The following is a 24,305-nucleotide window of genomic DNA, read 5'->3' on the forward strand; positions in this document are numbered from 1 at the left end:
TTATTTGATGAGCCGAAACTTTTATATTCAAATCTATCCTACAAGTAATGAATAGAACACTGATATCAATGATGTTTAATGAATAAATAGTCAAATTTGTTTATTTTGTTCAATTTTTATATGTTAAGTAGAGCTGTAATTTAGATTAATTTATATATATTTATTTAATCGTTTTGTGACATCGATATTTGAATTGTAAATGATATGAGATTAAAAAATTAACGCTTGGTACTTGGCGTACATATTGCTATGCACAGAGCCGACTCTAGAGATATCCCAAAAAAGAGTGGATATTTCGCTTACAATTCAATTAGTATCTGAATTGTAAAATTTGTTACACAAACACAATAAAAGTAAACAGGACTCTCTTTGAGATACTCTTAAATCAATGATTAACTTCTCGGGAGTATTTGTATTACCAAGAGCCGTTTTGGTAATAACATCAAAGATATCATGCATGGATGTAGTACTTATAATTGGAGTGAATGCATGTACAAAAATAAAATAACCAAAGCAGTTTTGTTTGGAACAGGCTTGATTTTATCTGCAACATCAATGGTTTCATACGCTGCCAATGTTCCACCAGGAACAAAATTAGCTAAAGTGCAGGATCTCGTACGCTACAATGATGGTCAACCCGCATCGATAGACCCACAAAAGGTTCAAGGCGTACCAGGACAGTTTATTATTAATGATTTATTCGAAGGTCTCGTTACGCAAAATGCGGACGGTGATATTATTCCTGGAATTGCCACAAGTTGGGACACCAAAGATAACAAAACGTATATTTTCCATTTACGCGATGCTAAATGGTCGAATGGTAAACCCGTTACTGCCGGAGATTTCGTCTATGCGTTCCGACGCGCTGTGAATCCAGCGACTGCGTCTCCGTATGCTTGGTACGTGCAAATGACGACTATGAAGAACGCAGGTGCGATTATTGATGGTAAGAAAAAGCCTGATACTTTGGGCGTTAAAGCACTTAACCCACATACCTTGGAAGTCCAACTCAACGAGGCAATCCCATACTTCCTAAAAATGCTTGCAAGTGCGACCATGATGCCTGTCTACCCGCCAGCAATCGAGAAGTGGGGTGATAAATGGACACAACCAGCACATCTAGTAAGTGATGGCGCTTACACGTTGGATAAACGTGTACCGAATGGCCGTATCGTATTAAAACGTAACCCAGATTACTGGAACAATAACAAAACGGTGATCAATCAAGTTACGTATTTGGCCACGACCGATCCTGTGGCAGCGATGAATCGCTTCCTCGCTGGTGAAGTTCAAATGACTTATGAGACACCAGCGGATCAGTACAAAAGGTTGAAAAAAGAATACCCTCAAGACCTAAAAACAACGGGCAGTTTGTGCACGTATTTTTATGACTTTAACACTCAGAAAAAGCCATTTAATGATGTCAGAGTACGCAAAGCGCTTTCTTACTCCATTAACCGGGATATCATCGCTAACGCGATATTAGGTCAAGGACAGAAACCTGCCTACAATCTAACGCCAGACATTATTGCGGGCTTCAAACCAATCACACCAGCTTGGGAAAAAATGACTCAGGCACAGCGCGTTGCTAAAGCCAAAGAGCTATTAAAAGAAGCAGGCTATAGCAAGTCACACCCACTGTCCTTTACTTTGATTTATAACACAGACCAAAGGCATAAAAAGATAGCGACAGCGCTTCAGGCTATGTGGAAACAAGAATTGGGTGTTAACGTGACACTTGAAAACCAAGAATGGAAAACCTTCCTAAATACACGTCAACTTGGTAACTTCCAAATGGCACGTGATGGTTGGTGTGGTGACTACAACGAAGCGTCGACTTTCCTCAACACCATGATGTCGACCAATGTGCAAAATAATGCCCACTTCAAGAACAAGAAGTATGACTCTTTAATTAAAGAGGCTATGAAGGCGACGAGCACGAAACAAAGAAACGATTTGTATCATCAAGCAGAACAAATCCTAGCGAAATATATGCCGATAGCACCGATTTATCAGTATGTAAATACTCGACTAGTGTCACCCACTATAGGTGGTTATCCGATGCATAATGCTCAAGATAATATCTATACTAGAGAGCTTTATATTAAAGCTAAGTAAGCGATATTACTTGATGTATTTCTCCTTTAATAATTGATCAAATAATGCGGTTCCAGGTAATTATATGGAACCGCTAGATTTGTCATGCAATTGAAGCCTTAGCCGGGAAATTTAACCTCAATAATATCGGATGGAGTTAGGCGAGAGCTTGTTACTGCTTCAATAATTATAACCAATTGCTATTAGTTATGTCTTTTTGAGGGCTACTTAATAGGCTAGATGTCGGTTAGTCTCTTTGTTGGAGAGAAACCCCAAATTTAGCTAGAAGATAGATTAATAGTGAATGCGGTTTTCCGATGTTTGTTTTATAGCAGTATTGCTAATAAGTTTTTAAATAACAGTTGGTTATATATTTATAGTTAGGCTGGTTGACGATATAAAGACATAAACAGGATGTTTAGTACTTCTGATGTTGTCAAAATTGGAAAGTAAGATTTTAACTGAGACGAATCTGGATTTATTTGTTTTTAATATCTCAGTAACAAACTAATTATAGTATTTGGTTCGGTAAATATAAAAACAACACTGAAGCTTAATACGACATTGTCATATGCTGAAGAGCGATATGACAAGGTTTTAATATTATTAGCAGTTTGATAGCAAAATTTATAAAACTACGCTGGCTAATAATAGTGTGCGCAATGAGATAAGACTGGTCAAAGAAAGCGCCAAAAATAACGGGCCATTAGGTTCAAACAGCACCAAATCCGTTCTTGGTACTGTTACATAAAATCATGCATGGATGCGATACAAATACTACTGGAGTGAATTCATGTATAAAAAGAAACTGTCTACGGCTTTGATCGTAGGAGCTGGCTTGGCGCTTACAGCTGCATCCACAACATCATACGCTGCGAATGTTCCTGCAGGGACTAAACTTGCCAAAGTGCAAGACCTCGTGCGTGGCAATAGAGCAGAGCCTGCGACGCTGGACCCGGACTTGATCGAAGGGATTCCTGGAGCGAATGTTGCCTACGATTTGTTTGAGGGTTTGGTGACCCAAGATGCCAACGGCAATACCATTCCAGGTGTCGCCAAAAGCTGGCAAACCAAAGACAATAAAACCTATATTTTCCATCTACGCAAAGATGCAAAATGGTCCAGTGGCGCACCAGTTACGGCGCAAGATTTTGTGTTTTCGTTTGAAAGAGCTGTTAATCCAGACACTGCTTCTCCTTACGCTTGGTATCTGGAAGAAAGTAATATCAAAAACGCCTCTGCAATCATTGCGGGCAAAAAGAAGCCTGATACTTTAGGCGTGAAAGCGCTCAATGACCATACGCTGCAAATCACTCTAGAGTCGCCGATTCCATACTTTGTCAAAATGCTGGTCAATAGCGTGATGTCGCCAGTGTACCCGCCTGCAATAAAAAAATGGGGTGACAAATGGACCCAACCGGGACATATGGTCAGCAATGGTGCCTATGAACTTGAAAAAAGAGTCGTGGGTGGGCGCATTGTATTGAAACGTAACCCTTATTATTGGGACAACAAGCATACAGTCATCAATCAGGTTACCTACTTGCCTGACACCGATCAAACATCATCGATGAACCGCTATTTAGCCGGTGAAGAGCAGATGACTTATGCTATGCCTATCGACCAATACCGTCGCCTCAAAAAAGAATACCCAAATGCTGTTAAAACGACAGGCGAACTTGCCACGTATTACTACAGCTTTAACATGACTAAAAAGCCGTTTAACAATGTCGATGTGCGTAAAGCTATTTCTTATGCGATTGATCGAAACATCATTGCCGACGCGATTTTAGGCCAGGGCCAGCTGCCAGCCTATACGTTAACTCCAGATATTGTCGCTGGATTTACCCCAATTACCCCTACTTGGGAAACATGGACACAAAAAGAGCGCGTAGCGAAAGCTAAGAAGCTCTTGAAAGAAGCAGGTTATGATAGAGAACATCCTTTGTCATTCGATCTTCTGTACAACACTGATGCCAACAACAAGAAGATTGCCACTGCGGTTCAAGCCATGTTGAAACAAGAGCTGGGTGTCAATGTAACCCTAGTAAACCAAGAGTGGAAAACTTATCTACAAACACTTCATCAAGGTGATTTTGAAGTCGCACGTGAATCATGGTCGGGCGATTATAATGAACCTTCAACCTTCCTTAACTTAATGACAACCAGTAATGCGGAGAACGATCCAAAGTATCATAACAAAGAGTATGATGCGCTGATCCGCAAGGCGATGACGTTAACCAATGACAAAGAGCGTAATGAACTATATCACAAAGCCGAGCGTATGCTTGCACGTGATATGCCCGTTGCACCGATTTATCAGTTCGTCACGTCTCGCTTGGTATCACCAACAATTGGTGGTTATCCAATGCACAATGCTCAGGATATTGTTTACACCAAGAACCTTTATATTAAAAAGAGCTAAGCCGATTCATATAGGCATTGGCCGCAAATTATAAATATAAATCGTAGCATCAGCCCTGCATGTTAATCATTTCTAGCATGTAGTGGCTTGTTACACGCCATTTTTGTCACAGACTAAATAAAGAGTGAGTTTATGTTTAAATTCATTGTAACAAGAATACTCGAAGCAATACCGACGATGTTGGTATTAATTACTATTTCTTTTTTCTTAATCCGATTTGCTCCTGGTAATCCGTTCTCCAGTGAGCGTCCACTGCCCCCTGCTGTCATGGCAAATATTAACGCCAAATATGGCCTGAATAAGCCTGTGTATGATCAATACTTCACGTATTTGTCTAGCATAGTGAGAGGCGATTTCGGTCCATCATTTAAATACAAAGATTATACGGTGAATGAGCTGATTGATGCAGCATTGCCAGTATCAGCAAAAATTGGGGTGGTGGCCTTTATTTTCACCATATTGCTGGGGGTGTCCGTCGGGACCATATCCGCGTTGAAGCAAAACTCGATATTTGATTATTCCGTGATGTCGACGACCATGATAGGGGTGGTGATGCCCTCGTTCGTCATCGCGCCGATATTGATCTATTTCTTTGCGTTAAAGCTGGGATGGCTCCCAGCAGGTGGCTGGATGGGAGGGGCCGCCAAATATATGGTGCTCCCGGTGGTGAGTATGTCCATGCTCTACGTGGCGTCGATTGCTCGTATCACGCGTGGCTCTATGATTGAAACCCTAAACAGTAACTTTATTCGCACCGCCAGAGCGAAAGGCTTAAGCTATCGAAAAATCGTTATTAAGCATGCACTTAGGCCAGCTATGCTCCCGGTTGTTTCCTACATGGGGCCAGCGTTTGTCGGTATCATTACCGGGTCCGTTGTGATTGAAACCATTTTTGGTATTCCTGGAATCGGTAAGCTATTTGTACAGGCCGCTTTTGACCGAGACTATTCATTAGTAATGGGTATCACCATCATCATTGGTTTCTTGTTCATCATATTTAACGCTGTTGTCGATGTGCTGCTGGCATATATCGATCCGAAGATTCGCTACTAGGTTGAGGTAAAAAGCATGTTAACTAAAAAAGCAAACTTAGAAGCGGTTGAAAAGTTCTCGGAGAACTTGGAGATTGAAGGTCGAAGCCTGTGGCAAGATGCTCGCATTCGTTTTATGCGTAACAAAGCGGCCATGGTCAGCCTATTTGTATTGGTACTGATTACATTGGCAGTGATTTTCCTGCCAATGTTCTCTCAATACAGCTACTCAGAAACAAACTGGTCTGCCATGCAAGCAGCGCCGTCTTGGCAGCATCTATTTGGTACCGATAGTTTAGGGCGTGATCTATATGTGCGTACTCTAGTGGGTGGCCGAATCTCACTGATGGTCGGTGTCCTAGGAGCGGTAGTTGCGGTGTTAATCGGGACACTTTACGGCGCAGCATCTGGCTTTATTGGTGGGCGTACTGACCGTTTAATGATGCGTGTTGTGGAAATTTTATACGCTATCCCATTCATGTTTTTGGTCATTGTATTAGTGACTTTCTTTGGTCGTAACCTGATATTTATTTTCGTTGCGATTGGTGCCATCTCTTGGCTTGATATGGCGCGAATTGTTCGTGGTCAAACACTGAGTTTACGTGGTAAAGAGTTCATCGAAGCGGCGCATATTGCAGGGGTGAGTAAGTGGCGGATTATCACCCGTCATATCGTACCTAACGTACTTGGCCTTGTGGCTATTTACTCAACCTTGTTGATTCCAAACATGATTTTGACCGAATCTTTCCTTTCCTTCTTAGGCCTTGGTGTACAAGAGCCGATGACCAGTTGGGGCGCGTTGCTTCAACAAGGGGCAAACAACATGCAAGTAGCGATATGGCAGTTGGCTTTCCCGGCAGCCTTTATGATCGTGACTTTGTTCTGCTTTAACTACCTAGGCGATGGCTTGCGCGATGCGCTTGATCCAAAAGATAGATAATAAGAAAGGAAGTAATGATGAGTTTATTAGATGTCAAAGATCTGCGTGTCGAATTTACCACCCATGACGGTATTGTCACCGCAGTTAATGATTTAAATTTCTCCCTAGACCAAGGGGAAACCTTAGGGATTGTGGGCGAGTCCGGCTCGGGAAAATCTCAAACGGTGTTTGCCTTGATGGGCCTGCTGGCTAAAAACGGCATCATCAGTGGCAGCGCCACTTTTGAAGGCAAAGAAATCCTTAACCTGCCAGAAAAGGCGCTCAATAAAGTGCGCGCCGAGCAAATTGCGATGATCTTCCAAGATCCGATGACCTCGCTCAACCCCTACATGAAGGTGAGCGACCAATTGATGGAAGTGCTGATGCTACACAAAGGCATGGGCAAATCGGAAGCGTTTGAAGAATCGGTTCGCATGCTCGAAGCGGTGAAAATTCCGGAAGCGCGCAAACGCATTACCATGTTCCCGCATGAATTTTCAGGGGGCATGCGTCAACGTGTGATGATTGCCATGGCGCTCTTGTGTCGCCCAAAACTCCTGATTGCCGATGAGCCCACCACGGCGTTGGACGTGACGGTGCAAGCGCAAATCATGGACTTGCTCAACGAGTTAAAAAGCGAATTCAACACCGCGATCATCATGATCACCCATGATTTGGGTGTGGTGGCAGGCTCGTGTGACAAAGTGCTGGTGATGTACGCGGGGCGTACCATGGAATACGGCACGGTGGATGAAATTTTCTACAACCCCAGCCACCCGTATGCCGAAGGGCTACTGAAAGCCATCCCACGTTTAGATACCGAAGGGGACATTTTGCCTACCATACCTGGCAACCCACCGAATTTACTCCGTTTGCCTCCGGGCTGCCCTTATCAAGAGCGTTGTCATCGTGTGACTGACCGTTGTAAGTCAGAAACACCGATATTGACACCGTTTGGTGATGGGCGACAACGCGCGTGTTTTTCTGATTGGGAGGCTTGGACAAAATGATGGCAGACAAACAACTCTTACTCGATGTAAAAGATTTAAAAGTACACTTCAGTATTGCATCAAAATCGGCGTGGCCGTGGGCCAAACCGTCGAACCTAAAAGCGGTGGATGGGGTCAATATTCAGCTGTTTGAAGGAGAAACCTTAGGTGTTGTGGGCGAATCGGGGTGTGGTAAATCGACCTTTGCTCGCGCCATCATTGGTTTGGTGGAATCCACCGCCGGGGAAGTGGTGTGGCTTGGGCAAGACTTGACCAAAATGCAAGACGTGCAGCGCCGAGAAACCCGTAAAGACATTCAGATGATTTTCCAAGATCCGTTGGCCTCGTTAAACCCGAGGATGACGGTTGGAGATATCATTGCTGAGCCGCTGAAAACCTTCTACCCAAGTTTATCCAAAGACGAGGTGAAGTCACGCGTTAAAGAAATGATGGCCAAAGTGGGGCTATTGCCGAACGTGATTAACCGCTACCCTCACGAATTCTCGGGAGGCCAGTGCCAACGTATTGGTATTGCCCGGGCGTTGATTCTCAAGCCGAAAATGATCATCTGTGATGAGCCCGTATCCGCGCTTGATGTGTCCATTCAAGCTCAGGTGGTGAATCTCTTAAAAGAGCTGCAAAAAGAGCTTGGGTTAAGCTTGGTGTTCATCGCCCACGATTTATCGGTGGTGAAACACATCTCAGACCGAGTGTTAGTGATGTACTTAGGTAATGCCGTAGAGCTTGGGGAAGCGGCGTCACTGTTTGCCGATCCGAAGCACCCTTATACGCGCGCTCTAATGTCAGCGGTGCCGATCCCCGATCCCAAGCTCGAGCGTAACAAAAAGATAGAGATGCTAGAAGGGGACTTACCGTCACCCATCAGTCCACCGTCTGGGTGTGTATTTCGAACACGTTGTCCATTAGCGACCGATGAATGTGCGAAAACAAAACCTGTGATGAAAGGGGAAAATAAGCACTCGGCTGCATGTTTACTTGTTGATATATAAATAAGTTTGGCCTGTGACAGGCGTTAGCGCGACTATTGAACTGGGTCGCGCTTTTTTTATGTCTGATGGATAGGCGCTAGTCATCTCATTCGACAAATTGAAACATCTAGGTCAACTTCTTCTGCTTATTCTCTTTTAGGCGTTACTTATAATCAGTATTAAATTAAACGATTGATTATTAGGTGAGTTAGATGGGACAGTTAGTTGAAGGCGTTTGGCACGACACAGTAATTAAAACCAAAAATGGTGAGTATGTACGCGAAGATTCCGGTTTTCGTAATTGGATTGAAGATGCCCCTGGTGCTAAATACCAGCCAGAATCAGGTCGCTATCATTTATACGTTTCCTTAGCGTGTCCTTGGGCCCATCGTACCCTTGTTTTTCGTGAGTTAAAGCAGCTTACTTCGCATATCGACGTGACCGTTGTTTGCCCAGATGTTTTAAAAGAAGGCTGGCAGATGGGGTTGCCCGAACCTTTGTTTGGCCATACTCGCATGCATCAAATGTATACTCAAGCCAAGCCAGACTATACAGGCCGTGTTACCGTCCCTGTTCTTTGGGATAAGAAAACCAATACTATTGTCAGCAATGAGTCGTCGGAAATTATTCGCATGTTTAACTCAGCGTTTAATGGCTTAACAGGTAATGACACTGACTATTACCCAGAAGCTTTGCGTGGTGAAATTGATAAGTGGAATGATTTTATCTATCCAAATGTAAACAATGGCGTTTATCGCTGTGGCTTTGCGACCTCGCAAAGTGCTTATGATGAAGCATACGACTCGCTGTTTAATGCGTTGGACAAGATTGATGAGCACCTAGCTAGCCATCGATTCCTCGCAGGCAGTCAGGTAACTGAAGCAGATTGGCGCTTGTTTACTACCCTGATTCGCTTTGACGCGGTGTATGTGGGTCACTTTAAGTGCAACAAGAAGAGAATATCTGATTACGCGAATATTCAGAATTACCTAAAAGAGCTGTATCAAGTGGAAGGCATAAAAGGGACGGTAGATTTTTATCACATTAAGCGTCACTACTACTTTAGCCACACTCAAATCAATCCAACTCAGATTGTACCTGTAGGCCCAGAGCTAGACTTAGATAGCCCTCATAATAGAATTCAGAAGTTTGAACACTAATTCGAGATTATGAAGATATAAAAGCCCCTCAAGAGTTTCCTTGAGGGGCTTTTTCGTGCGTCACTGAAGCATTATTTTGATTCAGCTTGTGCTGCTTGAATCGCGGTTAGGGCGATTGTGTAGACGATGTCATCAACCAATGCACCACGAGACAGATCATTTACTGGCTTGCGCATGCCTTGTAGCATTGGACCGATGGAAACCAGATCAGCAGATCTTTGGACCGCTTTGTAGGTAGTATTACCAGTGTTTAAGTCTGGAAAGACGAACACTGTCGCTTTACCTGCTACTGGCGAATTTGGCGCTTTAGATGCAGCAACACTTTCCATAATGGCGGCATCGTATTGAAGAGGCCCGTCAATGATCAAGTCAGGACGTTTTTCTTTCGCAATACGAGTGGCATCTCTCACCTTGTCTACGTCTGCGCCTGAGCCAGATTCACCGGTTGAATAAGAAATCATTGCAACGCGAGGCTCAATACCAAATGCAGCGGCAGAATCTGCTGAAGAAATCGCAATTTCAGCGAGCTGTTCAGCATTGGGATCTGGGTTAACCGCACAGTCACCGTAGACCAACACTTGATCTGGGAGCAACATAAAGAACACCGACGAGACAACCGACACGCCCGGGGCCGTTTTAATAATTTGGAACGGAGGTACGATGGTGTTTGCTGTGGTATGTACCGCGCCAGAAACTAGGCCATCGACCTCGTCGTTTTCAAGCATCATGGTGCCTAAGAAAACGGAATCTTCGAGTTTTTCACGAGCAACGACTTCCGTCATGCCTTTCTTTTCACGAAGCTCAACCAAGCGAGCAACATAGTTATTGCGCACTTTTTCTGCGTCAATGATTTCAACGCCTGCACCAAGCTCCACACCTTGCTGAGCCGCGACACGACGTATTTCATCTGGGTTACCCAATAACACACACTGTGCGATACCACGCTCTGCACAAATAGATGCTGCTTTGACAGTACGTGGCTCATCACCTTCTGGGAGCACGACACGTTTGCCAGCTTGGCGTGCGAGTTCGGTTAATTGGTATCTAAATGCCGGAGGGCTAAGACGACGAGTACCTTGAGTCCCTTCGGTTAACGAGTTGATCCACGGCCCATCAATATGGCTAGCTACATGTTCGCTGATAAGCTCAATACGTTCTTTGTCATCTGGCGGAACTTCTAAGCTAAAGCTTTGTAGATTAAGAGACGTTTGCCAAGTGTTGCCATCCACTCTAAAGATAGGTAACCCCGTATCAATCGCAGGCTGACACAAGTGTTGCACTTCAGCAGAGAGCTCATAGCCTCCGGTGAGAAGAATCGCACCAATTTCGACACCATTCATTGCAGCTAAAGAGGCAGCAACAATCACATCCGGTCGGTCAGCTGATGTGACTAGAAGCGAGCCGGGTTTGAAATGTTGTAGCATGTGTGGCAGTGAACGAGCACAGAACGTAATGCTGCGAATACGGCGTTGCTTGATGTCACCTTCATTAACGATTTCAGCGTTTAGGTGAGTAGCGATGTCAATGGCGCGAGTGGCAATCAAATCGATGGTCCATGGTACACAGCCAAGCACTCGAATTGGACTCGAGTTGAAGATTTGCATTACCTCGAGATTGGTGTGAATCGCTTCATTGGAATCATCAAAAATCTCAGACAAATCAGGTCGGGTACGCCCTGCGCTATCCACTGGCGCGTTCAACTTATTAATGATGACGCCTTTGATATTTTTGTTTTTAGTACCACCAAAGTGCGAACAGGCGACCTCAATGCGCTCTTTCAGCTGCATAGGGTTGTCTGTCCCAGGGGTGGCAACCAAGACGATCTCAGCACCCAATGTTGCCGCTATTTCAGCATTGATTTGTGTCGCAAACGGGTGTTTGCGAGTCGGCACGATACCTTCGACTAAGGTCACTTCAGACTGTTTGTGAACTTTATTAAATCGCTCAACAATAGTCTCAAGCAACACATCAGTTTTATCTGCACCGATGAGATGTTCTGCTTCCACAATTGTGGTTGGTTCACCAATTTTTATGTCGCTGGTAGCGCGAATAATGGCAGAAGTGAGATCTGGATGGTTCGAATTATCTAGTCGAGGTTGCGCAATAGGCTTGTAGAAAGAAACGTTGACGCCTTTACGCTCCATCGCGCGAAGCACACCCGTGCAAACACTAGTTAAACCGACACTAGTGCTTGTAGGGATAAGCATGATTGTACGGGACATCTTATAGTACCTTAACGATTTACTTAAATAATGTTCAACTTCGACTAAACCGAAAAATCTTAATTGAAGTTGAGCCCCCTAAAATAATTATCAGGCCAGTGTGGGGGCACTGGCCAAAAAAAGAATTAGATCTGTGACAGGCGAGCCGTGTCTTCTGCAATGATAAGCTCTTCGTTGGTAGAGATAACCATAGCAGGAATTCGGCTATTTTCAGTCGTTATCACACCTTCACCACCAAAGCGAGCTTTAAGGTTTGCTTCGCTGTCGACTTCAATGCCGAAAATGCCGAGTCTATTGAGCACCAATTCACGAATAGGGCCTGAATTCTCACCAATACCACCAGTGAATACAATTGCGTCAAGGCGACCATCCAGTGTTGCTGTATAACCTGCGATGTATTTAGCCAGTCTGTGACAGAATACATCCATTGCACGAGTGGCCTCTTCTTTTGTACCGTAGTTCTCTTCAACATAGCGGCAGTCAGAGGTGACTTCTGTTAAACCTTGAAGACCAGACTCTTTGGTTAACATAGTGTGGATTTGATCGACGGAGTAACCCAAGTTGTCATGCAGGTGAAAAACGATAGCAGGATCGATATCACCACTGCGAGTGCCCATGACGAGACCTTCGAGAGGGGTTAGGCCCATTGAAGTATCGACACATTGACCATTTTTCACGGCACATACAGACGCACCGTTACCTAAGTGACAATTAATGATATTCAGTTCTTGCTCAGGCTTATCTAATTGTTTGGCCGTTTCACGAGTAATAAACAGGTGTGAAGTACCATGCATGCCATATCGGCGTATACCGTGTTCTTTATATAAAGCATGAGGTAGGGCATATAAAAAAGCTTCCTCCGGCATGGTTTGATGGAAAGCAGTATCAAATACAGCAGCCATTGGCAAACCAGGGAAAGCCTTTTGCGCGGCTTTAATGCCAGTAATTGCAGCTGGGTTGTGCAAAGGTGCCAATGTCGCGCAGTCTTCAATACCTTTGATAACGTCGTCGTTAATTAACGCAGATTGGGTAAACTTCTCACCACCGTGTACGACTCGGTGACCAATGGCTTTGACTTGCTCTGCAAGTTCTGGCTTGGAGGAGAGAATAGCATCAACAATAAAAGCTAGCGCATGATCATGAGCAGCCCCTTCACCTAACTGGGCTTCATGTTTGCCACCATCAAGTTTCCACTTGATGCGAGCTTCTGAAAGGTGTAAACATTCAGCAAGGCCCGTAAGGTATTCGTCGCCGGTGTTTGGATCGACAACAGCGAACTTGAGAGATGAACTACCGCAGTTTAAAACTAAAACTAGCTTAGACATGAGTGACTACCTGTGATTATCGGTTGTAACAAAACAGAGACTGAAGAAATAGTAAAAGGCTTTGTGAGCTTGTACTTAATCTCGGTCAAAAATACTTCTATCTCCATATAAAAAAAGGTTACCTTATGCAACTGAACCCAGTGTTTTCCTAACAAATCGATCACAAGGTTGCTCATATTGACAAAATAAGCAACAATGAGATTAGATACCCGCATATAGTGGGTTATTGATAGATTAATATAACAAAAAATAGAGCAAATTAAAAAATTTTGATGAATTGTCTATAAATGTAATTCATTACGTCATTTGTTTAGTTATTCAACTTTTTTTATAAAGCAAGCCAAATATCTGGCGGGGGTGGACATGACTGATAAAGTTGGTTTGATACGTAGCTTAAAAAGTGGCCAAAAGTATATGGATTCATGGCCAATGCGTAAGGAACTCAACCTGCTCTTTCCAGAACAGAGAATTATCAAAGCAACACGTTTTGGTATTAAGGTAATGCCAGCCATCGCGGCTATTAGCGTGTTAACACAAATGGTATTTCACAATGTTCACGCAATGCCACAAACCGTGGTGATTGCGTTGTTTGCGATCAGTCTTCCTCTGCAAGGTGTATGGTGGCTGGGAAATCGAGCCCACACACAACTGCCGCCTTCGTTGGCTGGTTGGTACCGAGAAATACACCAAAAGATCACGGAAACTGGCATTGCTCTAGAGCCTGCAAAAGCTAAGCCTTGTTACAAAGAACTGGCCAATATCTTAAATCGCGCATTCCGCCAGTTGGATAAAACCTCACTCGAACGCTGGTTCTAATATTACTTTAGCGAATTACCTTAGCGGACTTACCTTAACGAATTGTATCGATGTAAAAAAACTCACACCTAGGTGTGAGTTTTTTAGTAGTAAGGATTATGAATCCACTTACTTAGTTGAACATTGCAATCGCTTTTTCAGCGTCAACGTACTCTAAGTTAAAGCTTTCCGCTACTTCCTTACACGTTACTTTACCGTGAATAACGTTTAAGCCTTCTAGGAAGCCTTTGTCGTCAAGCAATGCTTCACGGTAACCTTGGTTTGCCAGTTTAATGATGTAAGGCAATGTCGCATTGTTTAAAGCAAAAGTTGAAGTGCGAGCGACAGCACCTGGCATGTTGGCAACACAATAGTGGACAACGTCATCAACGATGTAAGTTGGCTCTGCGTGTGTTGTAGCGTGCGAGGTTTCAAAACATCCACCTTGGTCAATCGCGACATCAACAACAGCGCTACCTGTCTTCATGCGTTTGATATGTTCTTTCGTGATTAACTTAGGCGCAGCAGCACCAGGGATAAGAACGGCACCAATCACAAGGTCAGCTTCAAGTACGTGTTTCTCAATTGCATCTTCAGTTGAGTATACGACTTTAGCTTGTCCTTGGAATTCTTCGTCGAGCTTACGTAGAGTATCAAGGTTTCTGTCTAATATAGTGACATCAGCACGAAGTCCAACCGCCATTCTTGCAGCGTTAGCACCAACGACACCACCACCGACAATCACAACTTTCGCTGGCTCTACACCTGGAACGCCACCAAGTAGTAAACCACGTCCACCGTGAGACTTCTCAAGTGTTTGTGCGCCGGCTTGAATAGACATTCTGCCCGCTACCTCAGACATTGGGGCTAATAGTGGCAATCTTCCCACATTATCTGTTACAGTCTCATAGGCTATACAGACAGCTTTGCTTTTAATCAGGTCTTCTGTTTGTGGAAGATCCGGTGCAAGGTGCAAATAAGTGAATAATATTTGCCCTTCACGTAGCATAGCGCGCTCAACCGCTTGCGGCTCTTTAACTTTTACAATCATGTCTGCTTTGGCGAAAACGTCAGAAGCAGCGGGAAGAATGGATGCACCGACAGAGATGTAATCATCGTCTGAGAAGCCGATGCCTAGACCTGCTTTGGTTTCAACGTAGACTTGGTGGCCAAGTGATACAAGCTCTCTTACGCTTGCTGGGATCATGCCGACACGGTACTCGTGGTTTTTGATTTCCTTGGGTACGCCAATGATCATCCTGACTCCTTAATAGTTTCTGGTTATATTAACTGTTTATATTGTATTTTTATCGAGTTAATATCTAGTATAGTAGTTGAAAGGCGATATTTGATACTGAATATTAAAAAATTGTAGTATATTTTTTTGCAAGGAAGTTATAAGGTGGAATAAAAAATGGTAGACAACTATAAAAAGCCGTCTAAAGATCTTGACCGCATCGATCGCAATATTCTAAATGAGTTGCAAAAAGATGGTCGAATCTCCAATGTGGAACTCTCAAAGCGTGTCGGCTTGTCTCCAACTCCGTGTTTAGAACGGGTACGTCGACTTGAGCGTCAAGGTTACATATTAGGCTATACGGCGCTTCTCAATCCTCAATATCTCGATGCATCATTATTGGTATTTGTCGAAATTACCTTAAATCGGGGCGCGCCAGATGTATTTGAGCAATTCAATACAGCCGTCCAAAAGCTTGATGATATTCAAGAATGCCATTTAGTCTCGGGTGATTTTGATTATCTTTTAAAAACTCGTGTATCAGACATGAGCGCGTATCGTAAACTCTTGGGAGACACATTGTTGCGTTTACCTGGCGTTAACGACACTAGGACTTATGTTGTAATGGAAGAAGTCAAGCAGACCAACCAGTTAGTGATTCGAACCCGTTAGGGCCTACATAGAATCCACTAGCCATAAACTGAAAATACCTTTCTATATTCTGACTTTTGGTAATTGGGTTTTGGACTCTGATATGTTTAAATCTTTCTGAGTGGCGTAAGGGCCTCTTTTTTGACTAATTAGTGTTTTTTAACTAATTGAATAGAAAGAAGTAGGCCTTAGCTGCTCAAATTGTATTTAACAGAGCCTATCCTTAATAAGGGATGGTGTCAGCGGATGATTCAATAACCTATGTTCAAAGAGAGCAAGAATAAAATCGAAACTACCATCAAAACGGGTGAAGCGCCTCGTCCTTTCCGTTTAAATGGTTCGCAACGCCTTAAAGAGTGCGGGCTGATTCTCGCCGTACTGATTTCCATGTTGCTACTTGTAGCGCTTCTCACTTTTAGCCCAGCCGATCCATCGTGGTCTCAAACTGCGTGGGGCATGCATATAAAAAACGCCGGAGGCTTCGTTGGAGCCTATGTCGCCGATACGCTATTTTTCACATTTGGCGTGCTAGCTTATCTTGTCCCATTTTTGTTGATCATCTCTTCTTGGGTGTACTACAGAAAAAAAGACTCGGGTGAACCAATAGACTTTATGCTTTGGGGTACGCGAGTATTAGGCCTAGTTATTATTGTCCTTACAAGCTGTGGGCTCGCGAATATCAACGCCAACGATATCTGGTACTTCTCATCCGGTGGCGTGATAGGGGATGTACTCACTAACCTTGCTTTACCCACTCTCAATGTTTTGGGCTCCACCTTAGTATTTCTCTTTTTGTGGGGGGCAGGATTTACTCTACTTACAGGCATCTCCTGGTTGAGAGTGGTAGAGTGGTTAGGTGAAAAGGCGATTGGTGGGCTTACTTCTCTGGTCAACCGGACCCGAGGAGAGCAGGATGAGCTGATAGAGCCGATTCATAATATTGGTGTCGCTAAAGATGATTGGTTAGAGAATTCGAACCAACAAAACAGTTTGCCTGAAGAGCCTGCTCTCGAAGAGAGGCAAGCCGTCGATCCGTTGATGGAATCTACTTCGTCAGCAGGGACGTCTAAGCGCAAATTTAATATTCATGTTCCTGAAGCGTCTAAGCAAGAGAGAAAAGAGTCAGTACCAAATTTCTTGAAAACTGGAACAGATTCAGCTCCTGACGAGTTTGCCGTAGAGGTGGTGAGCCAAGAGGTCGATCTTGGTAAACAAAATTTAACCGCAACGATAGAAGAGCTTGAGAGAGCCGCTGCGGTTCAAGAAAACCTAGCGGTTGTCGATCCTTTGAACAACGAAGAGCTAAGCAGTATTCATCAAGATCTTGAGTCGCAAATTACGCCTCAAGAGCCAGTTGTCATTGAAGAAACACCTTGGAATATTGAAAACGACGCTGAACAACCAGCTTTTGATGACACTCAACTAGACCAGATTGAACCTGATGATAAGCACATAGAGCCAGTGATTTCATCGTTTGATATTGAAGAAGAGCCATTAGAAATAGGAAGCTCGGAAACCGATGCAGATGTACAAGCCTTTCAAGACATGGTTTCGGAAGCGAAAAATGCGGTTAAAGAAAAACAAAACCCGTTCTTGATGCAAAAAGAAGCTGACCTTCCTGTGCCTGAAGAGCCGATGCCGACGCTTGAATTGCTCTATCACCCAGAAAAAAGAGAAAACTTTATTGATAGGGAAGCGCTAGAAAACATAGCTAGACTGGTCGAGGCTAAGTTAGCCGACTATAAGATCCACGCGGAAGTGGTGGATATTTTCCCAGGTCCAGTCATTACCCGTTTTGAACTTGATCTTGCTCCGGGTGTAAAAGTAAGCCGAATTTCCAGTTTGTCGATGGATCTAGCACGTTCTCTTTCTGCTATGGCAGTGCGGGTGGTCGAAGTCATTCCAGGTAAACCATATGTTGGGTTAGAGTTACCTAACATGAGTCGTCAGACCGTGTACTTTTCTGATGTGGTGGGCAGCCCGCAGTTCGAAGATGCTAAGTCTCCAACTACTGTAGTACTTGGGCAAGATATCGCCGGTGACGCTGTGGTTGCTGATTTGGCAAAAATGCCGCATGTGTTAGTCGCAGGTACCACAGGCTCAGGTAAGTCAGTTGGTGTCAATGTGATGATTCTGAGCATGCTGTACAAAGCGACACCGGAAGAAGTTCGGTTTATTATGATTGACCCTAAGATGTTGGAGCTTTCAGTCTATGAAGGGATCCCACATTTGCTCTCAGAGGTTGTCACCGATATGAAAGACGCATCAAACGCGCTTCGTTGGTGTGTCGGTGAAATGGAGCGACGATATAAACTCATGTCAGCACTGGGTGTGAGGAACATCAAAGGCTTTAACGATAAGCTGAAAATGGCAGCAGAAGCTGGGCATCCTATCCATGATCCTTTATGGCAAGAAGGCGATAGTATGGATCAAGAAGCGCCATTGCTGACAAACCTGCCTTATATCGTGGTTATCGTTGATGAATTTGCTGATTTGATGATGGTAGTCGGCAAAAAAGTGGAAGAGCTTATTGCTAGGCTGGCACAAAAAGCCCGTGCTGCGGGTATTCATTTGATTCTTGCAACACAAAGGCCGTCGGTGGATGTCATCACTGGTCTTATCAAAGCAAATATTCCAACTCGCGTTGCCTTTACCGTGTCAACCAAGACCGATTCCAGAACCATTTTGGATCAGGGTGGCGCTGAGTCATTGTTAGGTATGGGTGACATGCTGTATCTGCCGCCTGGTTCGAGTCATACCGTGCGAGTTCACGGCGCGTTTGCTTCTGATGATGACGTTCATGCGGTCGTGAATAACTGGAAAGCACGTGGCAAACCGGAATATGTCGATGGCATAACCAGTGGTGATCAGTCCCCTGAGACGTTGTTACCGGGTGAGAAAATGGAGACAGAAGAAGAAATGGATCCATTGTTTGATCAAGTGGTTGAGCACGTAGTAGAAACGCGACGAGGCTCAGTTTCTGGCGTGCAGCGTCGATTTAAGATTGGTTATAACCGCGCCGCGAGAATTGTTGAGCAGCTTGAAATGCAAGGCATCGTTAGCGCACCGGGTCATAACGGCAACCGAGAGGTGTTAGCGCCAGCGCCGGGCAGAGATATGAACTAACCAGCCAGAAACGAAAAACCCCGCGAAAAATCCGCGGGGTTTTTTATTCGCGCCAAATTATCTTTAGCGGAAGGTCAATCCAGTTTTACGAGTAAATTGGCTAACAAAGACCAAGACCAGCGCCACAAGGTTGCCTGCAAATATTACGATAAGCCATTGAGGCATAGATAATGTTAGGAATTGCCATTTAATATCAGAGCACTGAGCGCCAGCGGAAAACATCCAAGGGAACCATTGATGCAATGGAAGCCAGCTTGGGAACTCAGGAATCAAGCTACACGTTGCAAAAATGTTTGGATGAAGCTGCATGCCAACATGCTCAATAGATAAAGACAGTCCTTTCGCAGCGCTAATGCCCCATACGATCATACCTAACCAAACAAAAAACGAATTCTTGGGATTAATTAGCCCGATCAGTGCGCCTAAAGCAATACCCAGCACGGCTACTCTTTCATAGATGCACATCACACATGGAGTGAGTTGCATGACATGTTGAAAGTAAAGGGCGGTGCCATCGATTAATAATGCGCAGAAAAGTAAAAGTGCCCAAGAACTCCGACGTTTAGAAAATTGCTTGATTGATGAAAGTAAAGTCACAAATTGTCCCTTTAATAATGGAAAAGCTCTGATGTATCAGAGCTTTTTATCTTGTATTGGCTGGATATTCAAATCATTTTTCTAATGACCTATTGCTTTGGTTGCTTCTAGCGCATTTGAGGTCACATCAGAGATCCAGCCAATGTGTTGAAAATAGGCGGTCATGGGTTCGATAAAGAACAGAATACCTATAAAGCCAACAATGGATAAAACGATGGTATAGGGCAATGCCATGATAACCATTCGGCCGTAAGATAAACGAATCAGCGGGGCTAGCGTGGATGTAAGCAGGAAGAGAAAGGCGGCTTGGCCATTAGGTGTCGCGACAGATGGAAGGTTGGTTCCGGTGTTGATTGCCACGGCGAGCAAGTCAAATTGTTCTCGTGATATTAGGCCTTGAATTAGCGCCTCTTTGACTTCAAGAATATAAACCGTTCCGACGAATACATTGTCCGACACCATTGATAGTAATCCATTCGCCACATAGAAGAGCGCAAGTTGAGCACTTTCATTTTTTACGTTTAGCACCGCATCGATGACCGGAGCAAACAAGTGCTGGTCTATGATGACTGCGACGATTGAGAAGAAAACCGCCAGAAGCGCAGTGAAAGGCAATGCCTCTTCAAATGCCTTACCAATCTGATGTTCTTCAACAATACCAGTGAAAGAGGTGGCCAAGATAATGACAGAGAGTCCAATTAGCCCCACCGCCGCTAAATGGAGAGCCAGTCCAACAATTAACCAAACAGCAATGATTCCCTGCACATACAATTTCACAACATCTTGCTTTGTCCGTGATTTTTTCTGCGCGTTGTCAAAATCGACCAAAATCTTTTTAACGTTACTTGGTAGTTCTGCACCATAACCAAACACTTTAAATTTTTCGACTAAGACACAAGTGATAAGGCCGAAGATAAACACAGGGACGGTAATAGGAGCCATGCGTATAATGAAGTCACCAAACTGCCATCCAGCTTGATCAGCGATAATCAAGTTTTGTGGTTCTCCCACCATGGTCATCACGCCACCTAAAGCAGTACCAACGCCCGCATGCATCAAGAGTGAGCGTAAAAAGGCGCGGTATTTTTCTAAATCGTCACGAGTTAAATCGCAAAGGTGTTCATCTTGTGTGTGATCATGTGATGTTGTGCTGCCTTTGCCAGAGGCGACTTTATGATAGATGGCGTAGAATCCTACCGCGACACTGATGACCACGGCAATCACGGTCAGCGCGTCTAAGAAAGCGGATAAAAATGCTGAGACAAAGCAAAATGAAAGTGACAGTAGAACTTTTGAACGTATACCGAGTAAGATCTTCGTGAAAATAAACAGAAGAAGCTGCTTCATAAAATAGATGCCTGCCACCATAAAAATTAGTAGCAGTAGTACTTCAATATTAGCAACCAATTCATGCTTTACTTGCTCGGGGCTCGTCATACCAATGGCAATGGCCTCAATTGCCAGCAAGCCACCAGGTTGAAGTGGGTAGCATTTCAATGCCATGGCTAGAGTAAAGATGAATTCTATGACTAACAGCCATCCAGCAACAAACGGGTTGATGTGGAAAACGATAGGGTTGATAACCAGAAATACGACAATGGCCGTTTTATACCAGTTAGGTGAATTGCCAAGAAAATTTTTGACAAAAGCGTTTCCGAGTGACATCGGCATAAATAATACTCTTCTTGTTTAAACCAAACATGGCCTGCATTATTTACGGGTTCTATCCAGTCGATTCACTAGATAACTGCTGCACAGCGAGACATTCAATTTGAAAAACGAGCATTGTCGGGACGATGCTGTGCAGTGCTTCCCTGAAAATTAATGACAAGCGCTCCTTGCTCAGCGCAAACTGTACTGATGAAAGTGATAGAGTCAATAGTAATCTCAGTTCAGGGCTGAATCTGAGTGCGGTTTTGTTGCGAAACGAGATCGATACAGCGATTTCACACCTTTTTCGTAGACGTTTTGCCGATTTTAAGCTGAAAGGGAGAAAATTAGCGGGTGATTTAAGTTATATGCATTAATTGACGGTAAAAATGCAAACTTGATGCAGAGCTCATTTATTTTCTACACTAGTTGATCTTCTCATAATTGACTGTCTTTAATAATTTTTAATTGTAAGTGAGAATAAAATCAGCAGATTTATGATGCTAATAAGATGATTTTTATTGTTAAGACACTTTATGAGGTGTTGTTCATATTAAATTTGATGAAATGAAACTCATAGAGCAAATAGTGTCAATGAGAAAACGAATTTTTCTTAGAATCTTTGTTTTGTGTAATACAAGTTTTTATGCATTTTATTTTTATCGTGCCAAACTAGTGGTATGATGAGTTGTATTAGGTCCTTATACCCAAGCAACCTGACGCCGTTGAAGCCAGGTTGCTTGGGTATATAACAAACTGGAAAAGTAATTAATGGTCATAAAGGCAAAAAGTCCGGCTGGATTTGCAGAAAAATACATTATTGAGAGTATATGGAATGGTCGTTTCCCGCCGGGTTCCATTTTACCAGCTGAACGAGAACTGTCTGAACTCATTGGTGTGACTCGTACAACCCTAAGAGAAGTATTACAGAGGCTAGCTCGTGATGGGTGGTTGACGATTCGCCACGGTAAACCAACGCAAGTGAATCAGTTTATGGAAACTTCTGGGCTTCATATCCTTGATACCTTGATGACGCTAGATGCGGATAATGCCACTGCTATCGTAGAAGATCTCCTCGCCGCTCGCGCAAATATTAGCCCGATTTTTATGCGTTATGCCTTCAAAACCAATCCAGAAAGCTCCGAGCGCACGATAGTGAATGTGATTGAGTCTTGCCAAGCCTTGTTGCAAGCGGAATCATGGGATTCATTCATGGAATCATCACCTTATGCTGATAAAATTTCGCAGCATGTCAGCGACGACGGGGAAAAAGACCCTGAGAAACGTGAATCGAACTTAATTGCTAAGACATTCAATTTTTATGATTATATGTTGTTTCAACGACTCGCTTTTCATTCCGGAAATCAAATCTACGGCTTAATTTTTAATGGCCTGAAGAAGCTGTACGACAGAGTAGGGAGTTACTACTTTTCTGATGAAACGGCCCGCTCTCTGGCTTTAACGTTTTACCAAGAGCTACTTGATGTCTGTCGTTCGGGAGAACGAGAGAAGCTTCCTCTTGTTGTTCGTCATTATGGTATGGAAAGTTCCCAGATATGGAACAAAATGAAAAAGACCTTACCGACTAATTTCACTGAAGATGAAAGTTAAAGAGTTTGTCATTTAGGTCGGTATAGCCCACTTTATAGAATTGAAATGAGAAACCCCACCGCTTGTTAAAGCGATGGGGTTTAATATTTTAATGAGACTCCTCATTTTCATGGCCTTCCGCCGCCCAAAACCACTGTGTTAGATGAGATTCTAGATCGCCTAACTCGTCTGGCCCTATAAGGGCTAAACCAAGATCTTCTGCCCGAGTGATATCGTTGTACCTCAAAGGCCGGAAGCTAACCAACATTGCCCTTGCTTGTAATCCACCAAGAAGATCTCTAAGTGACTCTAACTTATATAGCGTATCGTCTCCATCATCGCGCATCCCTTTGGTTTTGCACTCAATGATATGCAGTTTATTGTTTACGACGCAGGCTACGTCAAGCTCGTTGCGAACTTCTCGATCACCTAGCTGACGGTACACCTGAACGCCCAGTGATTGGTCTTGTATCGTGGGCATTTTGCGCTGAACTTGCTTAACGGTATTGTGAACTAAGTTTTCAAGCCACTCACCGTTTGAAAAGCGGCGAGCGTTTTCATCTGCAAACGTTAGGACACCTTTGGCATACGTTGCGATATTGGCGTTAACGAGATCAGTAATGAGCTGGTTTAGCTCTTTGTAACCTTGTTGCTTTTCTGTGAGCTGTACATTCAGTTTTTGTTCTTTACGACAGGTGGTTGCAAGGTAGTTCAATGTCGCAAGACCTGGTCCTAGTTCAAGGGCCTGACTCGCCCATCTCTGGCCGATATAATGCAACCGATCATTCAGCTCAGCTGGCAGTTCTTGGTTGTTAAACTCTCCTCTAGCGCCAAAGATTGTCAAGTAATCCGCGATGGTGATTTTATCTTGGACTTGGCCTTCTGCACGAGATTCTGGATATAACCAGCAGAACTTGTCGCTGTTGGGCTCTACGACGAAAACAGGCCACTGGTGGTCTCGAAACACGTCATAAACTGACAGTAGCCTATGGCGTAGGCCACAGCTTGCATTGAGAATCACTTCATCATCTAGTTGCCCAAGCTTTTTCGCGAGCTCTTGGGCCGAACGTTTGATATGTAAGGTACTTGCGTCTTCAGGTATTTCGAAAAACTCAGAATGAATGCTCCTACGCGAAAGCACTTGGCTTAACCGGTGAAATATTTCTTTTTGACTATTGTCACCTATGAAGATCATTTGCGTGCTCTTTACTCGATTATCAAGCAGTGGCGTTACCAAGCGAATAGGATCTGAATCAATAATACCGACATGAATGGTCATAACGTTACCTCATTATTGGGCATGTAGGCCCTAAACCTGGGGCTATGATACTGGGTTAAATCAGCAGGTTTCATTTGAAATTCTGCATATAAGGTTAATTGGGTAATAAAATAACCCTTATGACGATATAGCGATGAAATTCCCAAAAACAAGGTGAGATGGAGAATATTTGAAGAATTCTAGCCATATTTACAGCACGCTGACTTATACCCGCGCATTGATA

Annotated in this window: 17 protein-coding genes; 11 read left to right on the forward strand and 6 right to left on the reverse strand. The window is 43.8% G+C overall.

Annotated elements, in window-relative coordinates:
* The first annotated feature begins 489 nt into the window (after positions 1-489).
* The 7 genes from M9194_RS12625 to M9194_RS12655 all read left to right on the forward strand — a co-directional run bounded on the left by M9194_RS12625 (position 490) and on the right by M9194_RS12655 (position 9,610).
* Positions 490-2,118 (forward strand): ABC transporter substrate-binding protein, encoded by a 1,629-nt coding sequence (locus M9194_RS12625; protein ID WP_250613014.1) that lies wholly within the window; start codon positions 490-492, stop codon positions 2,116-2,118.
* Positions 2,119-2,890: 772 nt separating this feature from the next.
* On the forward strand, positions 2,891-4,522 hold the full coding sequence (locus M9194_RS12630) for a peptide ABC transporter substrate-binding protein (RefSeq protein ID WP_250613015.1): 1,632 nt from the start codon (positions 2,891-2,893) through the stop codon (positions 4,520-4,522).
* Between the two features lie 132 nt (positions 4,523-4,654).
* Positions 4,655-5,575 (forward strand): oligopeptide ABC transporter permease OppB, encoded by a 921-nt coding sequence (gene oppB / locus M9194_RS12635; RefSeq protein ID WP_250613016.1) that lies wholly within the window; start codon positions 4,655-4,657, stop codon positions 5,573-5,575.
* Between the two features lie 15 nt (positions 5,576-5,590).
* Positions 5,591-6,493 (forward strand): oligopeptide ABC transporter permease OppC, encoded by a 903-nt coding sequence (gene oppC / locus M9194_RS12640; RefSeq protein WP_250613018.1) that lies wholly within the window; start codon positions 5,591-5,593, stop codon positions 6,491-6,493.
* A gap of 17 nt (positions 6,494-6,510) precedes the next feature.
* The gene (locus tag M9194_RS12645; protein ID WP_250613153.1) at positions 6,511-7,482 is read left to right on the forward strand and encodes an ABC transporter ATP-binding protein; all 972 of its coding nucleotides are present in this window, start codon (positions 6,511-6,513) and stop codon (positions 7,480-7,482) included.
* Positions 7,479-8,471, forward strand: coding sequence for a murein tripeptide/oligopeptide ABC transporter ATP binding protein OppF (gene oppF / locus M9194_RS12650; protein ID WP_250613020.1), 993 nt, complete (start codon positions 7,479-7,481; stop codon positions 8,469-8,471). Before M9194_RS12645 ends, oppF begins: the two co-directional genes overlap by 4 nt.
* Before the next feature lie 191 nt (positions 8,472-8,662).
* Positions 8,663-9,610 (forward strand): glutathione S-transferase family protein, encoded by a 948-nt coding sequence (locus M9194_RS12655; RefSeq protein ID WP_250613021.1) that lies wholly within the window; start codon positions 8,663-8,665, stop codon positions 9,608-9,610.
* A gap of 71 nt (positions 9,611-9,681) precedes the next feature.
* Here the strand turns inward: M9194_RS12655 and pta are convergent, their stop codons facing one another.
* Both pta and M9194_RS12665 read right to left on the reverse strand, forming a co-directional pair.
* Positions 9,682-11,832 carry a phosphate acetyltransferase gene (gene pta / locus M9194_RS12660; protein WP_250613023.1) on the reverse strand — a complete coding sequence of 717 codons (2,151 nt, stop codon included), beginning with the start codon at positions 11,830-11,832 and terminating at the stop codon, positions 9,682-9,684.
* A gap of 125 nt (positions 11,833-11,957) precedes the next feature.
* Complete coding sequence (locus M9194_RS12665; RefSeq protein WP_250613025.1) at positions 11,958-13,157, reverse strand: acetate kinase; 1,200 nt, start codon at positions 13,155-13,157, stop codon at positions 11,958-11,960.
* A gap of 363 nt (positions 13,158-13,520) precedes the next feature.
* Here M9194_RS12665 and yfbV point away from each other — a divergent pair, with 363 nt between their 5' ends.
* Positions 13,521-13,973 (forward strand): terminus macrodomain insulation protein YfbV, encoded by a 453-nt coding sequence (gene yfbV / locus M9194_RS12670; protein ID WP_250613026.1) that lies wholly within the window; start codon positions 13,521-13,523, stop codon positions 13,971-13,973.
* Positions 13,974-14,085: 112 nt separating this feature from the next.
* Here the strand turns inward: yfbV and ald are convergent, their stop codons facing one another.
* Entirely contained in the window at positions 14,086-15,210 is a 1,125-nt protein-coding gene (ald, locus tag M9194_RS12675; RefSeq protein WP_250613028.1) for an alanine dehydrogenase, read from the reverse strand.
* 156 nt (positions 15,211-15,366) lie between these two features.
* Here ald and lrp point away from each other — a divergent pair, with 156 nt between their 5' ends.
* Positions 15,367-15,861, forward strand: coding sequence for a leucine-responsive transcriptional regulator Lrp (gene lrp / locus M9194_RS12680; protein ID WP_250613030.1), 495 nt, complete (start codon positions 15,367-15,369; stop codon positions 15,859-15,861).
* A gap of 240 nt (positions 15,862-16,101) precedes the next feature.
* A complete protein-coding gene (locus M9194_RS12685; protein ID WP_250613031.1) occupies positions 16,102-18,966 on the forward strand; it encodes a DNA translocase FtsK in 2,865 nt (954 codons plus the stop codon).
* Between the two features lie 63 nt (positions 18,967-19,029).
* Here M9194_RS12685 and dsbB read toward each other — a convergent pair whose 3' ends face one another.
* Positions 19,030-19,563 (reverse strand): disulfide bond formation protein DsbB, encoded by a 534-nt coding sequence (dsbB, locus tag M9194_RS12690; protein ID WP_250613033.1) that lies wholly within the window; start codon positions 19,561-19,563, stop codon positions 19,030-19,032.
* Positions 19,564-19,644: 81 nt separating this feature from the next.
* Positions 19,645-21,234, reverse strand: coding sequence for a Na(+)/H(+) antiporter NhaB (gene nhaB / locus M9194_RS12695; RefSeq protein WP_250613034.1), 1,590 nt, complete (start codon positions 21,232-21,234; stop codon positions 19,645-19,647).
* 750 nt (positions 21,235-21,984) lie between these two features.
* On the opposite strand from nhaB, the gene fadR reads away from it, so the two are divergent.
* Positions 21,985-22,824 carry a fatty acid metabolism transcriptional regulator FadR gene (fadR, locus tag M9194_RS12700; protein ID WP_250613036.1) on the forward strand — a complete coding sequence of 280 codons (840 nt, stop codon included), beginning with the start codon at positions 21,985-21,987 and terminating at the stop codon, positions 22,822-22,824.
* A gap of 88 nt (positions 22,825-22,912) precedes the next feature.
* Here the strand turns inward: fadR and M9194_RS12705 are convergent, their stop codons facing one another.
* Positions 22,913-24,082, reverse strand: coding sequence for a Card1-like endonuclease domain-containing protein (locus M9194_RS12705; protein WP_250613038.1), 1,170 nt, complete (start codon positions 24,080-24,082; stop codon positions 22,913-22,915).
* Positions 24,083-24,305: the final 223 nt, after the last annotated feature.

It is taken from the genome of Vibrio sinus, assembly GCF_023634645.1.
GTDB classification, from domain to species: Bacteria; Pseudomonadota; Gammaproteobacteria; order Enterobacterales; family Vibrionaceae; genus Vibrio; species Vibrio sinus.